Here is a 16,346-nt window from a genome sequence, read left to right as displayed (position 1 = left end):
GGGTGTAGAAGTATTCAGTCAGATGAATAAGAAGTACCGGATTAGACTCTGAATATAGGTAAATTTCTGAAAGAGAGTAATATTTATATACTATTAAATGAATAAAAATTCACTACAAAAGGAGTGTTTTTGAGTTATTATTCAATCATTTATTACGATTGCCGGAATGTTCTGCTATATTACATAAGGAAATGCTTATTACACTATTTGGAGAGGCAGGAGAAATCTATGAAAAAAGTTGCATCACAATGGCTTGCACTAATTTTGGCAGTAGCACTTGTGCTGCCTGCGTCGCTTGCTGTGAATGAAAGCAGTCCGGTCCAGGCGGTAGAATCCACAGAATTAGAAGTCAGCAGAACCAATTTTTCACTAACAGAAGTACGAACAGTGGAGATTAAGGCTGACTTTGGAACAGAAATAAATCCTGATCAGCTGGAGATTCAATTTGGCGGAAAGGATCTTTCCGAATGGAAGAAATGGACAAGCGGGACGCAGTATGATGGTGAACCGTTTATCAGAGTAATTGAAGGGCCTTCTTATATTGAAGGAACGACTGAAATAGCCGCAACCATTGAATTTGGTCTGCTTTATGACCGCACGGATCTTTCCAACAGAACGATCAGAACGCAGTATCAGCAGTTTATTGGAAACTATGAACTGGCATTGATCGATACAGAGAGTGGGAACAGGGCGGCATCAACTGTAAAGCTTAATGTTTATGATGAGTTTTTATTTAACGATGAAATCAAGCCTGCTATTGATGAGGTGTTTGCTCAGGCAGAGGCAGATGGAAAGAATGGTCGTTACTTAGAATATCAAAAGCTAGGAGAATCTGTTGAAGGGAGAGACCTTCACTTTGTCATCTTAGCGAGAGACAAAGAGGCAGTGGATACATACTTAAACGAAACCTTGCCGGCTGCATTGGAAGACCCTGAGAGCCTACTTGAAAAGCTGGAAAATGGAGAAATGGAAGATTACCAGGTTCCGGTCTGGTTTAATAATATTCATCCTGATGAAGTAGAGGGTGTCGATGCACAGGTTGAACTGTTAAAGAAGTTTGCACTTGAAGATGAGGTCACTTTTACGAATACAGATGAAAACAATAACGAGATTCCCACCACTTTAAAGGTGGATGAACTTTTAGATGATGCGATTTTTCTTTATATGTTTACCAACAATCCGGACGGCCGGGTAGCCAATACGCGTGCAAACGCTGAAGGCTTTGATCTTAATCGTGATAATACAAACCAGACTCAAGTGGAGACTCAGCAGATTACACAGATTATTGCCGAGTGGACTCCGCTGTCATTTATTGATATGCATGGCTATGTGGACGGATTTTTAATAGAGCCGACTACACCGCCGCACAACCCGAACTATGAATACGATTTATTAAATGATCATTTAATTGAACAGGCACATTCAATGGGAAGAGCCGGAGTTGGGAATTCTGACTTAACCTCTTACTTTATCCCTAAGCTTGAATGGGAGGATGGCTGGGATGATATGACGCCGGCCTATACTGCCATGTATGCCATGCTTCATGGATCACTTGGGCATACGGTGGAGGTTCCGTCGTTAAGCCAGAATTCGTTACATGCCATGGTGGGGGCCGGTCTTGGTTCAGCCCTGTTCGTTACCCAAAATAAAGATGAACTATTTCAAAAGCAATTAAAGATTTTTGAACGCGGGGTTAATGGAGAGGACAACCGTGCAGTAGATAAGTATTTTGTTAATGCTTCCGGTGAATCAATTGGCCGTAACCGAAGCGGAAATGACAGCTTTTTCCCTGACTATTATGTTATACCGAGTGATAAAAAAGTCCAAAAAAATAGTTTAGAAGCCGCAAATATGGCAAACTACCTTATTCGCAACGGAGTTAAAGTAGAAGAAACCACCCAGCCAGTCACAATTGATAATATTACTTACCCAAAGGGAACGTACATTGTACCGATGAATCAGGCAAAGCGGGGCTTAGCCAATGCGGTTCTTTATAAAGGAGATAATGTCTCTGACTGGAACGCTATGTATGACCCGATTGTTGTAAATTTCCCTGATTTAAGAGGTTTTGATATTCTGGAGGTTCATGAAGGAGGTCTTTTTGAAGGGAAGACATCTGAACTGAAGGATGTAACGACGCCTTCTGCAGATGTGAAAGGAAATCCCCCGAAGCAAATAGTAGCTAACAGCACAAATGATACAGTAAAGCTCGTTAATGCACTTCTAGCCGATGGAAAAACAGTGGAAGTCGTAACAGAAACCAAAGGAAATGCAGTTAAAGGCGATTATATTATTGAATCAAAAGATCTTCATGCGTATGCAGACACGTATTATTTCGAAGCCAAATCGGCAGGAAACGCGAAAAATATTAAAACAAGCAAGCTTTCACAGCCAAAGGTGGCAGCATCTGGCTCTGCTCAGTTAAACTTCTCTTTAAGAGCGCTTGGATTTAATCTGGTGGAGCAGACTGAAGCTGATGTAATTGTGAGTGATGGAGGTTCTTTCAATAGCGATGCTGTTGCAGGAAAGTCTTATATCGGCATTGGTGTATCCGCACTGAATGCTGTTCGAAACAGCGCAGTTCTTCCAGGTTTTAATTTTAATTTCACCCGCTCCTCTCATGAAGGACTGGTAAAAGCTGATCTAAAGGACCATGCTCTTACAGCAGGCTATGAGGCAGATGAGCTGCTGTATGTTGCAACCGGTTCATGGATTACAGATGTTCCTGAAGGAGCAGACGTACTGGCTTCCTTTAAGAATACAAATGATTTTTATGTCTCAGGCTGGTGGCCTGGAAATGAAGCTGCACAGGGGCAGGTTATGGCATTCACTTATGAAGAGGACGGCACTGATTATACCCTTTTTGCCAATGAGCTGGCGTTTAGAGGGCACACCCAATACAGCCACCGCCTGCTTGCAAATACGATTTTTAATTCAACTTCAGAAGAAGCGGTTGAATCTCCAAAAGGAAACAAAGGAAATAACGGAAAGAAAAATAACGCTTCAGTAGGAAAAGATAAGATTAATGTACAAAAATCCAAGGATTCAACTAATCAGAGTAAAGTAAATGTAACTGTCAGCAAGGATGCATTTGCTGAAGCAGCGAAATCAAATCAGCAGATTGACAAAATCACGATATCTTCTGGTGTTACAGAAGAGGAGAATGTACTTGAAGTAACAATTCCTTCAGCAGCTATTGAGGAGCTTAAAAAGGCACAAAAGTATGCAAGCCTTGAACTGGGGTCAGGGGATTCTGTTTATGTGATACCTTTAGCGGATATTGATCTGGATAAAGTGTCAAATATTGGAAGTAATTTCACGGTTTCCATCGAAATTACAGAGGAAGCTGAAGTCACTACAAGCAGAGATCCTGATAGACAGGAAGTCATCGTGCATCAGATTAAAGTAAAAGGAAAGTCAGGTAACAGAACAGAAACGATTGTTGATTTTAAAACATTTGAGGGAGACCTATCTGTTGAGTAAGTAAGCAGCTTATCTAAACAATTGCCCCAAAAACGTAACGGGTTTTTGGGGCTTTTTCTATAGGGTAATCGATCCGCTTTAAGAAAAGGAACACCCAATAAATTCATTTATCCGGTAAGCATAATGCAGCCTTTCCAAATAATCATTTTTTCTTACTGCTGTTTTGGGTACTAACGAATCCTTTGGAGTGGTGTCCTCTTTTGTAAGATAAGGATAAGCGTAAAGCTTAGGCAATTCCAGAATAAAGTGACCGTTAGAAAACAGGGAGCGATAATGAGCAGAGGCGCGCCCAAGAGTTAATAGATCAGGGCGATCTCCTCCGGTAAATATAAACGGAAGCTCTAACACAGCCGCAGCCTGGGCGCTTTGTCTGCTTGTACCTGAGACAATCAAATTGACAGAACTGCAGTCTGCTTTTTCCTCAATCAATTTTTTACTGCTTTGCACCCGTTCAATAAAAACTGAATTAGTGGTGGCGAGCTTTAGCTTATTTAAAGTTAAATGTTCTCTGGAATTCTCCAGTATTAAATCAAGTCGTTGAATTTCAGCTGAACAAAGGTACTTTAAGAATTGATTAACGGAATGATTTTCATCTTCGGGATCGAGGCTGAGTTTAATACCAATTCTGATTGTATCCGTGCGTGTTGTCAGAGTGGAGATAACCTCGGCCAGCCGGAAATTGTAGGATTTAAAATCAGAGGCATCAAGCAGCATGCGTCTGTATCCCAGCCTCTCTGCTAATTGCACCTGCTGTATCACTTTTTTAATGTATTCCCTTTTAAAAAGCGATGAATAAAACGGAGCCTTTTCAAGTAATCCGAATTGATAATTCATAGGAAATCTCCTCCCATTTTGTTCTTGCACACAGTGTCTGATGAAGTATAGTGACTAGTTAGCCGTTTATTAACAGAAATACAAAAACAGGCGGCAGCATACTAAATTAATCAGATGTAATTTTGTGGGCTTAGGGCTGAGAGATTCCAAATAAAAACAAAATCCAACCTCTGTTAGAAGAGGTTGGAAGATAAAGCCTCTCCTTATTTTTCAGACAGTTGTCTGCTGGAATGAGCACCTTCTATTTATCAATAGAGGTTGCTGCGGGATCACAAGACCAGATTCCTCCCCCGGCTCTTCATAAGGATTAGTGCATTTTAAGTTATGTTTTAATTTATAAGACAGCAGGGGATATGTCAAATGATTAGTGGAATAAATTTGATTTCAAAAATGAAATTCAAAAAATTTAAAATTTGGTGTTGACAGAGTTTGGATATCGATTTAGAGTAGTTACTAATTTCAAATAAAAAAACAGTTTTGCCAGCTGGATTTTAAAAGTCCGGTTGTAAACTGTTTTTTATTCCCTTTAAAACCGATTTAACAGGTAGGTTTAATTGAATTTAAAGTGTTTTGATTAGTTGGACCAGGTTTACTCCGGCACGCTGATCGGTTCACCGAAGGCATACATAAGTATACTAAAGCTGTGAAAGGAGGCATTGTGGTGGCGATTATCGAACAGGAGCAAATTGATCATATTATTTCAAGCTTAGAACGGCTTCAATTTGGAACACTAACCATTACCGTTCACGATGGAAAAATTCAGCAGGTTGACCAGACAGAAAAGAAAAGATTCGATCATTCAGGTAAAAAAGAAAGAAAACGTACTCCATCAGCCAAATAATACTAATCAGTATTCATACCACTACCGGACAACCGGAGCCAATAATTAATGGTTTCGGTTTTTTGTGTTTTTAAAATGAGTTTATTCGTAATAGGGAGGAGATCTATGATGAACGTTTTCTGGTTTTTGCCTACACACGGGGATTCGAGACATTTAGGTGTTACAACAGGTGGGAGAAGTGTTAATTATCCTTATTTAAGACAAATTGCTCAGGCAGTAGATGAATTGGGGTACACAGGAGCTTTATTGCCAACTGGAAGATCCTGCGAGGATTCCTGGGTCATTGCCTCTTCTTTGCTGCCGGTAACGACAAGAATGAAATTTCTAGTTGCCATTCGTCCCGGGCTAAGTTCTCCTTCACAGGCTGCACGAATGGCAGCAACCTTTGACCGAATATCCAATGGGCGGCTACTGATAAATGTAGTTACAGGAGGCAACCCTGTTGAGCTAGCGGGAGATGGGTTGCACTTAAGCCATACAGAACGTTATGAATTAACAGATGAATTTCTTGAGGTTTGGCGTGATCTTCTAGCCTCTGGTGAATCAGACTTTAACGGAGAATATCTAAAAGTAGATAATGGAAAGTTATTATATCCTCCTGTTCAAAAGCCTTATCCCCCTCTCTATTTTGGCGGGTCCTCCGAAATTGGCCAGGAGGTTGCGGCTAATCACGTCGATGTATATTTAACATGGGGAGAGCCTCCTGAAAAAGTAGCTGAGAAAATTGAAAAGGTCAGAAAAAAAGCGCAGGCAAAAGGAAGAACACTGAAGTTTGGTATTCGTCTTCACGTAATTGTACGGGAAACAGAGAAAGAAGCCTGGGAAGCGGCTGAGGATCTTATTAAATACGTGGATGAAGATTTAATTGCAGCCTCACAACAAACATTTGCCAGCTATGATTCGGTAGGTCAGCAAAGAATGCGCGAACTGCATAACGGGCGTAAGGATCAGCTTGAAATAAGTCCTAATCTTTGGGCGGGGGTGGGCCTTGTCCGGGGCGGAGCGGGGACAGCATTAGTAGGTGATCCTGAAACAGTAGCTGCCAGAATGAAGGAATACGAAGATATTGGAATAGAGACCTTTATTCTTTCAGGCTATCCGCATTTAGAAGAATCATATCGGGTAGCAGAGTTGTTGTTCCCTCATCTACCTTTAAAAGGTCAATCTAATAGCAATGAAAAAAACGGACTAGTAGAGCATTTTGGAGAGATCGTTGCAAATCATCATCTGCCAAAAAAGAAGGTATCAAATAAATAAAATGTATTCATTCAATCCTTAAAAGATTCTTATGAAGGAATGGCAACTATCGTTAAATACGACCTTATAACACAATTAAATGATCTTATTGAGAGAGGTGGAGGGAATTGGCCCTATGAAGCCTCGGCAGCGGACTCTAAAAAAGAGAACTGTGCCAAACCCAACAAGCGGCAGCTTGAGTGATAAGAAAAGTCAGGAAAAAACTCCTTCTTTCATGTCAATCAAGCACATGAAGATGGAGTTTTTATTTTGTCAGCCAATCAAATAACCAGATATTTTTATTTAACAAAAGATAAATCGACTGGACCACCAGAGATTTTCTCCATTCGAGAGAAAGCTCTGGTTTTTTATATTTTTTAAAAAGGGGAGATTCAGATGACACTGCTGGATTTAAATGACGTCAGTAAACGTTTTATAACAGAAAAAGGGATAACGAGGGCTCTGGACGATATTGAGCTTGACGTGAAGAAGGGGGAATTTATAACGATTATCGGTCCGAGCGGCTGCGGGAAAAGCACTTTGCTAAAGATTATTGCAGGACTAGATACAGAGCATGAGGGAGAGGTTCTCCTGGATGGAGACGCTGTTTTAGGACCCAGCATCGATAAAGGTTTTATCTTTCAGGAGCCGCGTTTATTCCCATGGCTGAATGTAGAAAAAAACATCTCAGCTAATCTACCTGTTACAAAAGAGGTGAAAGAACATGTGCGGGAGCTGATTAAGCTTGTTCGGCTGGAGGGCTTTGAAACTGCTTACCCAAAAGAGCTATCGGGAGGAATGGCTCAAAGGGTGGCCATAGCAAGGGCACTGCTCAGAAATCCGAAGGTGCTGCTGCTAGATGAACCTTTTGGTGCACTTGATGCTTTTACAAGAGCCCATATGCAGGAGGTTCTTCTTGATATCTGGCAAAAAAATAAAACAACGATGATTTTCGTTACGCATGATATTGACGAAGCAATATACCTCGCTGATCGGGTGGTTATCATGAATGCCCGTCCGGGAACGATACGCAAAATGATACCGGTTGGGGTGACACATCCCCGAAAAAAAACCAATGCTGATTTTCAAAAGATAAGACAGCAGGTGCTCACTGAATTTGAGCAGGTGGAGCATGGGAAGAGTTTAGCGGTAAGTCATTCTTAAAAAAGGAGAGATGAAGATGAGTAATCAGGCAGGAGTATTATCCAGAAGAACGATAGATGAAAAGGAACTTGCATTAAAACGCCAAAGAAAACAATCGATCACCTCTTATTGGGTCAGAGGATTAGCACTTCCGGCATCCATTATTCTTATTTGGGAGCTTGCGGGTCTGTTTGAATTAATTTCTGCGACACTTTTACCCAGGCCAAGTGAAATTCTGGCCGCTTTTAGAGACTTGATTGTGAGCGGTGAGCTATTCAGCCATTTCACAATCAGCCTGTTGCGCGCGATTGGAGGATTTTTACTTGGAGGAGCGTTAGGTCTGGCAGCCGGATTAGCGGTAGGTTTTTCAAAAAGAACCGAACAAACGCTGGACCCAACCCTTCAGATGCTTAGAACGGTGCCGACACTTGCAGTGATCCCTTTGTTTATCCTGTGGTTTGGATTTGGAGAGGTATCGAAAATACTTCTAATCTCCAAAGCTGCTTTCTTTCCTTTGTATGTAAATGCTTTTCTGGGAATTAGAAGTGTTGACTCAAAGCTATTTGATGTAGCTAAGGTGCTGCAGTTTAGCAAATGGAAGCAAATCACCACCTTAATCCTGCCAGCTGCTCTGCCAAATATTCTTCTTGGATTAAGATTATCGCTTGGAGGTGCCTGGCTCGCGTTAGTGGCTGCAGAGTTAATGGGCTCAAGTGAAGGAGTAGGTTACTTAATCATGGACGCAAGGCAATTCTCCCAGACCTCTATTGTTTTTGTCGGAATTATCATTTTTGCCGTTTTTGGAAAGGCATCGGATTCCTTTGTCCGTTATTTTGAGAGGAGACTGCTTAAGTGGAGAGAGAATTATATTGGCTAAGGTAAAAATATAAATTATCCAGGGGGAAATGAATATGAAAAAAAATATATGGTCATCCGCAGCTCTATTTTCAGCAGCTTTATTTTTCATTATTGTTCTAACAGGTTGCGACCAAAATGGGAGCACGAGTGCAGATTCAAATAAGGATATAACGATAAACATTGGCGTTCAGGGAGCTACCGGCGTGCTGCCGTATGCAAGAGAGAAGAAGGTTTTTGAGGAAGCGTTTGAGGAAAAAGGCGTCAAGGTAGTCTGGAATGAGTTTGCCAGCGGTCCTCCTCATTTTGAAGCACTTGCTTCTGGCAGACTTGATTTTGGTGCAACAGGAGGAACTCCTCTTATCGCAGGCCAGTCGGGTAATGTTGATTTTAAAGCAATCGCTGTAACCAGTGACGGAAAAAGGGGTAATTCCATTGTTATTCCTAAAGGCAGTCAGATAAAAGACTTAAAAGATCTTAAAGGAAAGAAAATAGCGGTTGCGAAAGGAAGCAGTGCCTATAACTTCCTATACATGGCGCTGGATCAGGCGGGTCTGACTGATGATGAGATTGATGTTGTGCAGCTGCAGCCGGATGAAGCAAGACCGGCGCTTGATAATGGATCTGTGGATGCCTGGTCTACATGGGAGCCCTATGCCACAACGGCAGTTTTTCAGACTGAGGCAAAATCATTAGCGGATGGAGAAGACCTGAATATTAATGCACCAAGCTTTTTAGTAGCCAGAACAGATTTCACTGAAGAACATGAAGATTTAACCGTATTATTCTTACAAACGTATGAAAAGGTTTTGCAGGAATTTATTGATCACCCTGATGAAGTTGCCCAGGACATCGCTGGTTTTAAAAACCTGGATGTAGAGATTGTCACTACAGTGCTGGAAAAATCCAATTTAATTCTGTCACCAACAACAGAGGAGTTTGCAGAAGCTCATCAGGAACAGGCAGATTTCCTTTACAAGAGCGGTGGAATTAATCAGAAGCTGGACACATCAGAAGTAATTGAGAATAAATTTGTAGATGAAGCGCTGAAATCATCACAATAATAATCGAATAATTTTAAATTTTTACGATATTCTTTAAAAAGGTTAGACAGAGGAGGAGGTTTACGCTATAATCCTATTATTCTAATAAAACATACCTGCTTACTTGGTTATTAAATCCTATTGTTCAAACAAAGGACAAAAGTTAGGCGGGAGGAGCTCTTTCTTGGTTTTACAGCCGAAGCCGATCAGACAAACTGAAGGCAGACTTCTATTTACCACACATTTAATCATGTGCAGGTGATGGGGTCTGCCTTTTTTTCGGCTTACTAAGGAACATTCAAAAAAGACATCCGAAGCTCTGTAAAATCAGACCAGAAAAATTAAACGAAAAGAGGTTTTTAGCATGAAGAAAAAATTCACTAAGTTCAGCTGGCCTGTTTTAACAGCAGCCCTTTTATTATCAGCATGCGGAGGAGACGGGCAATCAGCTGACGGAGAAGCTTCGGGCTCTCAGGAGTCGGTTGAGTTATTAAATGTATCCTACGATCCGACCCGTGAATTATACGATGAATTTAACGAAGCCTTTGCCGCTCACTGGAAGGAAGAAAACGGTCAGGACGTAACCATTCAGCAATCCCACGGTGGCTCCGGCAAACAGGGGAGATCTGTTATTGACGGACTTGGAGCAGATGTTGTAACGCTCGCTCTGGCTGGGGATATTGACCAGATTTCAAAGGCGGGACTGCTTGCTGAGGATTGGCAAACGCGTTTAGACGATAATTCAACCCCTTATACTTCAACCATTGTTTTACTGGTGAGAAAAGGTAATCCAAAGGACATACAAGACTGGGATGATCTGGCTAAAGAAGATGTTTCCATTATTACCCCTAACCCGAAAACATCAGGCGGGGCAAGGTGGAATTACCTCGCTGCCTGGGCTTACGCAGACCAGAAATTTGGAGGAGATGAAGAGAAAATTAAATCATTCGTAGGCGACATTTTCAGAAATGTTGAAGTGCTGGATTCAGGTGCGCGAGGTGCCACAACAACCTTTGTTGAACGAGGAATTGGCGACGTACTGATTGCATGGGAAAATGAAGCGTTTCTTTCTATAAATGAACTCGGCGATGATAAGTTTGAAATTGTCGCACCGTCCATCAGTATTTTGGCAGAGCCTCCGGTAGCAGTAGTGGACAGGGTAGCCGAAAGAAACGGTACTACGGAAGTGGCTGAAGGCTACCTGGAATACTTGTATTCTGATGAAGGACAGGAGATCGCGGCAAAGCATTATTACCGTCCACGTAACGAAGAAATACTGGCTGAGTATGCCGATCAGTTCCCTGAAATTAACCTCGTAACTATTGATGAGGATTTTGGCGGCTGGTCAGAGGCACAGGCAAAGCATTTTGATGATGGCGGGACGTTTGATGAGATTTATGTACCGCAATAATAATTTTGAAAAAGGAGGCTAAGGACTAACCATCAGTTTATAAACGTGAGGTGAACGGAACGAAAGGGGGCGACTCCTGCGGGAGAAAGCGGGAGCTTGAGATCCACTTGCGAAGCAAGTTAGCGAAGGGCCCCGCCCCGGGGAAAGCGTCCCCCTGAAGTGCAGTGAACCGGGTTTAGGAGGGGGAGGCACATTTGTCCCTCCCCCTTTTTATCTTTTTAAAGTGCAGGTGAAAACATGAAGAAATTAAAGCTGAAAAAACATAGTATTTTACCAGGCTTCGGACTGTCATTGGGCTTTACCACTTTTTATATCAGTTTGCTGATTCTTCTGCCGCTTTCCATGATTTTTATTAATACAGCATCAATGAGCTGGCAGGATTTTTGGACCACCGTCACTGAACCGCGTGTGATGGCCTCCTACAGACTGAGCTTTGGCGCTTCTTTTGCTGCTGCAAGTATTAATGTCGTTTTTGGTGTGCTCATTGCCTGGGTGCTAGTCCGGTATTCATTTCCCGGGAAGCGGCTGATTGACGGACTTGTGGATCTGCCATTTGCTTTGCCGACAGCTGTGGCTGGGATAGCCCTGACAACTTTATATGCTGAGACAGGATGGGTTGGTCAATTTTTGCCTTTCAGGGTGGCTTTTACACCTCTTGGCATTACCATCGCCTTAACCTTTATCGGGCTGCCATTTGTTGTTCGGATGGTGCAGCCGGTTCTGCAAAGCTTTGAAAAGGAAACGGAAGAGGTTTCTGCTATTTTAGGCGCTACCCGCTTACAGACATTCCGAAAAGTCATTCTCCCAGAGATTTTTCCGGCTGCTCTTACTGGATTTGCTCTCGCCTTTGCAAGAGCGCTTGGCGAGTATGGATCGGTAGTCTTTATCGCTGGAAATATGCCGATGAGAACGGAAATAACGCCTCTTTTAATCCTGACCAAGCTTGAGCAGTATGATTATGCCGGCGCGACTGCTATTGCTGCAGTGATGCTAGTGATTTCATTTGTTTTGCTGCTGCTGATTAACGGACTGCAATGGTGGACAAATAAGAGAATTGCACATTAATGAAAGAAAGGAGCAGGTAAGATGGCAGGACAAATTCCATTGCAATTAGGCGCCAAAAAGACAAAATCCCAGTCTGTTACAGAACCGCCCTGGGTACGCAGAGTTTTAATTTCTGCAGCTTTATTATTTTTAGCATTATTTCTTGTACTACCTTTAACGGCAATCTTTATTAAAGCGTTTGAGCAGGGTATCGATGTATACACAGCCTCCATTACTCACCCGGATGCGCTTTCTGCCATTAAACTGACCCTGCTGGTCGTTGTTCTGACGGTGCCGCTGAATGCCTTATTTGGAGTAGCGGCAGCATGGGCGATTACGAAATTTGATTTTAGAGGAAAGAGCATTCTTGTTACGTTGATTGATCTTCCTTTTGCTATATCGCCCATTATTGCGGGACTTGTTTTTGTTTTACTCTTTGGGTCAACCGGACTCTTTGGCGATTTTTTATTTGAACACAACATCCAGATTATATTTGCAGTACCAGGAATTGTACTTGCCACTTTATTTGTAACCTTTCCATTTGTGGCAAGAGAGCTTATTCCTTTGATGCAGGCTCAAGGGTCAGCAGAGGAAGAAGCCTCGCTGACACTTGGAGCAAATGGCTGGAAAACGTTCATGCGGGTAACTCTGCCAAATATTAAGTGGGGTCTGTTGTATGGCATTATTCTTTGTAATGCACGAGCCATTGGAGAATTCGGAGCAGTATCGGTCGTATCCGGCCATATTCGGGGGCTGACCAATACGATGCCGCTGCACATTGAGATTTTATATAATGAGTACCAATTTTCAGCTGCATTTGCCGTAGCTTCGTTAATGTCCATTTTAGCAATCGTTACATTAATCCTGAAAAACATTATCGAATGGAAAGCAGCGCAAAGAGAACAACAGGAGGACGTAGTATGAGTATACAAATAAATGATGTATCTAAATCTTTTGGCTCCTTTAAAGTATTAGAGGACATCTCCATCGACATTCCAACTGGAGAGCTTGTCGCCCTGCTTGGCCCATCCGGCTCAGGTAAAACCTCCTTGCTGCGTATTATTTCAGGACTTGAGGAAGCGGATCAGGGAGCAATTTTATTTAATGGTGAAGATATGACGCACATTCAAACAACAGAGCGGAAGGTAGGCTTTGTTTTCCAGCATTATGCTCTGTTTAAGCATATGACGGTTTTTGAAAATGTAGCTTATGGACTAAGGGTTCGGCCGAGAAAAGAGCGGCTGTCTAAAGTAAAAATCAAAGAGAAAGTGGAGGAACTGTTGGGTCTGGTCAAGCTTGAATCCTTAGCAGGACGTTATCCCTCTCAGCTGTCAGGAGGACAAAGGCAGCGTGTTGCATTAGCTCGGGCACTGGCAGTAGAGCCTAAAGTGCTGCTGCTTGATGAACCGTTTGGAGCGCTTGATGCCAAGGTAAGAAAAGATTTGCGAAGATGGCTGCGCAGGCTGCATGATGAATTCCATATTACAAGTATCTTTGTCACACATGACCAGGAGGAGGCGCTTGATGTAGCTGATCGGATCGTTGTCATGAATGACGGTAAAATTCAGCAAATAGGCACACCTGAAGAAGTGTATGATCATCCAAACAGTCCCTTTGTTTATGATTTTCTTGGTAATGTAAATCTTTTTCATGGCAGACTTGAAAACGGCAAGCTGGTGAATGGGCATGCCGAAATTGAAGCATCGACTGCGAAGGAATCAGAGGGAAGAGAAGCAATCGCCTACGTAAGGCCACACGATGTGGTAATCGAACGTGAGCGAGTATCAAAAGAAGCTGTACCGGCTGAAATTGTTCATATTCATGTGGTGGGCAGGACTGTTCATGTGGAATTAAAACGAAAAGATGTTGATGAGTTTTTAGAGGCAGAGCTGCCAAAAGAGCAGTACCGGAAGCTCGCTCTTGAGCATGGTCAATCTGTGTTCATTCGGCCAGGTCAGCTGAAGGTTTTTATTCCTGAGGATTTTTCAATTTAGATCCATTGCACTATTTTTTCATTCATAAAGGGGAGCAGCTCAAAGCTGCTCTCTTTTTACGTGAAAAATTAGTTAATAAATGAGAGAATATAGAAAAGCCTCTTTTTATTTCCCGGGAGATAACTTACTATTAAAAGTGGCTAAAAGTATTGTAGGAAGTAATTGAGGTGTTTCCCCATGGAGTTTATTTTTTCGTTTGACCAGCTTTTAAAGAGAGTGGAGGAAAGAACCCGCATAGGCACTATTTTGATTCTCTCCCCGGATCTTAAACCGGATAAAAACAAGAAGAAGTGGCGTTATTTTGGACTGGCATCAGGTCTTATCGTTTTATACTCCGTTTTGCTTCTGCTTTATATTGGAAGCTGGCTTTATTTGGTTCTCGTGAATGTTCAATTAACAGAGATTTTCGCAATTGTTCTCACCTTACTAATTTCCTTCCTGCCAATTATGGTCATACTATTACTCTTCATAAGGTATACTTTCAGACTTTATCCCTATTCATATAATGGTATTTATTCTTTAACCTATCCCATTATTTCAGAGGAGTTTCAGATATGGATATTCGAAACACAGCACAGCAGAAAAACGGTAGAGGAATACATTATTCCTTATTTGCGTGGAGAGATAGAAAAAAAGAATGAGAACCCGATTCTTACCTTTGTAAGAAAGCTATTACCTTCGTTCATGACCTATTCAAAAACCGTTCGACTTAAGCAGCTCGAGCAAGTAATTTACGGCTATTTAATTGACGCAGATTCTCCAAAGGATCCCCTTACATTTCCACCGAGAAAAAGCAGGGGACGATACTAGCTGAAAAACAGGTAAGCCCTGGCCGAACGCATCCCAAGAGATGCATTCAGTCTGGGCTTTTTTGTTATGGAATTGATTTTTAAGCGGAACATGAATACTCTAATAAACCAAAAATATGATAATAGTGGACTGACAAAGTCGGAAGCGGTATATACGCTTAGGCAGAGAGGTGAGAGGAATGGCAGCCATAAATGGATCAGAATATATTAAGAGGATCGACAGCTTAAACAGCGAGGTCTGGATTGAAGGCGAGCAGGTAAGAGGGAAGATTTCTGAGCATCCTGCATTTAAAGGAATCATGAAGAGTCAGTCAACGCTTTACGATTTGCAGCATAAAAAATCCCTGAAGGATATTATGACCTTCGTTTCTCCTGGAACAGGAAATCGGATCGGAACTTCCTTCCTGCTGCCAAGAACAAAAACGGATCTTAAACAGCGAAGGCTAATGATACAGGAGTGGGCTAAAACCAATGCCGGTATGATGGGGAGAAGCCCCGATTATATGAATACCGTGCTGGTGTCGCTTGTGGCATCAATCGATCTTCTTAAGGAAAGAGAAAATTGTTTTCCTGAGCATATTTTAAAATTTTATGAAAAAGCCAGAGAACAGGACTGGTCATTTACCCATACATTCATTGATCCGCAGGTGAATCGTTCGCCATTTCATATTCCAAACGGAGACGGAGAAATCATTGCAGCTAAAATTGTGGACCGTAATCAGGATGGGATTGTAATAAAAGGAGCAAAACTCCTTGCAACCCAGGGAGGAATTACGGATGAGATCCTGGTCTATTCGTCAGCTGGTTTAATTGATAATGCTTATTCCTATTCATTTTCCATCCCGAGCAATACGAAAGGATTAAGGTTTCTCTGCAGACAGCCCTTTAACCATAGGGAATCATCCTTTGATTCTCCCTTAGGGTCGCGTTTTGAGGAAAGTGATGCGATTGTCGTTTTTGACGATGTGCTTGTACCATGGGAGCGGGTTTTTCATTACGACAATATAGAAGTAACAGACACCTTATCCAAAAAAGGAGCCTATACACAGCTTGCTTTGCATCAGGTGGTGTCCCGCCAGGTCATAAAGGTTGAGTATATTCTTGGCGTCGCTCAATTGATGGTGGACACGATAAATACAGGGGGATACCCTCATATACGAGAAAAAATAGCGGAAATCATTGTAGCGCTTGAAACGATGAGGGCCTTTTTAGTCGCCTCTGAAGCAGGAGCTGCTGTGCATAATGGCTTTATGCTGCCGGACTTGAATCCCCTGCGTGCAGCAATCAGCACCTTTCCCCGACTTTATCCGAGACTGACAGAAATCCTGCAGCTCCTTGGAGCAAGCGGAATGGTCTCCATTCCAACAGAAAAGGATTTCAGCAGTGAGATAAAAGAAGATCTTAATTTATTTCTGCAATCCAAAACAAAAAATGCAAAGGACCGGGTCAGACTTTTTCGGCTGGCGTGGGACACCTCGATGAGTGAATTTGGATCGAGGCAGACCTTATATGAGCGTTATTTTTTTGGAGATCCAATCAGATTAGCAAGTACGCTTTATCAAATGTATGATCGAGACGCTTATGTAAAGCGGGTGGAGAATCAGTTTTTAAAAGAATAAAGGATAGAAAAAAGGAATTGCCGGGAGCAATTCC

General features: G+C 42.1%; 13 protein-coding genes and 2 riboswitches. Of the genes, 12 read left to right on the top strand and 1 reads right to left on the bottom strand.

Annotation, left to right across the window (positions count from 1 at the left end; genetic code table 11):
* The first annotated feature begins 228 nt into the window (after window positions 1-228).
* Entirely contained in the window at window positions 229-3,483 is a 3,255-nt protein-coding gene (locus C4B60_RS17150) for a M14 family metallopeptidase (RefSeq protein WP_104059263.1), read from the top strand.
* Between the two features lie 78 nt (window positions 3,484-3,561).
* On the opposite strand, the gene C4B60_RS17145 is transcribed toward C4B60_RS17150, so the two are convergent.
* A complete protein-coding gene (locus C4B60_RS17145; RefSeq protein WP_104059262.1) occupies window positions 3,562-4,317 on the bottom strand; it encodes a hypothetical protein in 756 nt (251 codons plus the stop codon).
* A 200-nt stretch (window positions 4,318-4,517) separates the two neighbouring features.
* A riboswitch (SAM riboswitch) is annotated at window positions 4,518-4,624 on the bottom strand.
* 354 nt (window positions 4,625-4,978) lie between these two features.
* Here C4B60_RS17145 and C4B60_RS17140 point away from each other — a divergent pair.
* From C4B60_RS17140 to hpaB, 11 genes are all read left to right on the top strand, one after another.
* Window positions 4,979-5,158 (top strand): YezD family protein, encoded by a 180-nt coding sequence (locus C4B60_RS17140; protein WP_104059261.1) that lies wholly within the window; start codon window positions 4,979-4,981, stop codon window positions 5,156-5,158.
* A gap of 108 nt (window positions 5,159-5,266) precedes the next feature.
* Window positions 5,267-6,415 carry an FMNH2-dependent alkanesulfonate monooxygenase gene (gene ssuD / locus C4B60_RS17135; RefSeq protein ID WP_104059424.1) on the top strand — a complete coding sequence of 383 codons (1,149 nt, stop codon included), beginning with the start codon at window positions 5,267-5,269 and terminating at the stop codon, window positions 6,413-6,415.
* An 82-nt stretch (window positions 6,416-6,497) separates the two neighbouring features.
* A riboswitch (SAM riboswitch) is annotated at window positions 6,498-6,604 on the top strand.
* Between the two features lie 180 nt (window positions 6,605-6,784).
* Entirely contained in the window at window positions 6,785-7,558 is a 774-nt protein-coding gene (locus C4B60_RS17130) for an ABC transporter ATP-binding protein (protein ID WP_245154048.1), read from the top strand.
* Between the two features lie 16 nt (window positions 7,559-7,574).
* Window positions 7,575-8,414 (top strand): ABC transporter permease, encoded by an 840-nt coding sequence (locus tag C4B60_RS17125; RefSeq protein ID WP_104059259.1) that lies wholly within the window; start codon window positions 7,575-7,577, stop codon window positions 8,412-8,414.
* Window positions 8,415-8,448: 34 nt separating this feature from the next.
* On the top strand, window positions 8,449-9,456 hold the full coding sequence (locus C4B60_RS17120; protein WP_104059258.1) for an aliphatic sulfonate ABC transporter substrate-binding protein: 1,008 nt from the start codon (window positions 8,449-8,451) through the stop codon (window positions 9,454-9,456).
* A gap of 343 nt (window positions 9,457-9,799) precedes the next feature.
* Complete coding sequence (locus C4B60_RS17115) at window positions 9,800-10,846, top strand: sulfate ABC transporter substrate-binding protein (RefSeq protein WP_104059257.1); 1,047 nt, start codon at window positions 9,800-9,802, stop codon at window positions 10,844-10,846.
* Between the two features lie 237 nt (window positions 10,847-11,083).
* Window positions 11,084-11,911: a sulfate ABC transporter permease subunit CysT gene (cysT, locus tag C4B60_RS17110; RefSeq protein ID WP_104059256.1), complete on the top strand. Its 828-nt coding sequence runs from the start codon at window positions 11,084-11,086 to the stop codon at window positions 11,909-11,911.
* Window positions 11,912-11,932: 21 nt separating this feature from the next.
* Window positions 11,933-12,814, top strand: coding sequence for a sulfate ABC transporter permease subunit CysW (gene cysW / locus C4B60_RS17105; RefSeq protein ID WP_104059255.1), 882 nt, complete (start codon window positions 11,933-11,935; stop codon window positions 12,812-12,814).
* Entirely contained in the window at window positions 12,811-13,884 is a 1,074-nt protein-coding gene (locus C4B60_RS17100) for a sulfate/molybdate ABC transporter ATP-binding protein (protein ID WP_104059254.1), read from the top strand. Before cysW ends, C4B60_RS17100 begins: the two co-directional genes overlap by 4 nt.
* A gap of 177 nt (window positions 13,885-14,061) precedes the next feature.
* Window positions 14,062-14,694, top strand: coding sequence for a hypothetical protein (locus C4B60_RS17095; RefSeq protein WP_104059253.1), 633 nt, complete (start codon window positions 14,062-14,064; stop codon window positions 14,692-14,694).
* Window positions 14,695-14,872: 178 nt separating this feature from the next.
* On the top strand, window positions 14,873-16,312 hold the full coding sequence (hpaB, locus tag C4B60_RS17090) for a 4-hydroxyphenylacetate 3-monooxygenase, oxygenase component (RefSeq protein WP_104059252.1): 1,440 nt from the start codon (window positions 14,873-14,875) through the stop codon (window positions 16,310-16,312).
* Window positions 16,313-16,346 lie beyond the last annotated feature (34 nt).

This window comes from Jeotgalibacillus proteolyticus, from assembly GCF_002926065.1.
In the GTDB taxonomy this organism is placed as follows: domain Bacteria; phylum Bacillota; class Bacilli; order Bacillales; family Jeotgalibacillaceae; genus Jeotgalibacillus; species Jeotgalibacillus proteolyticus.
Note: the sequence above shows the minus strand (reverse complement) of the source record. Positions and strands in the feature narration are given on the sequence as shown.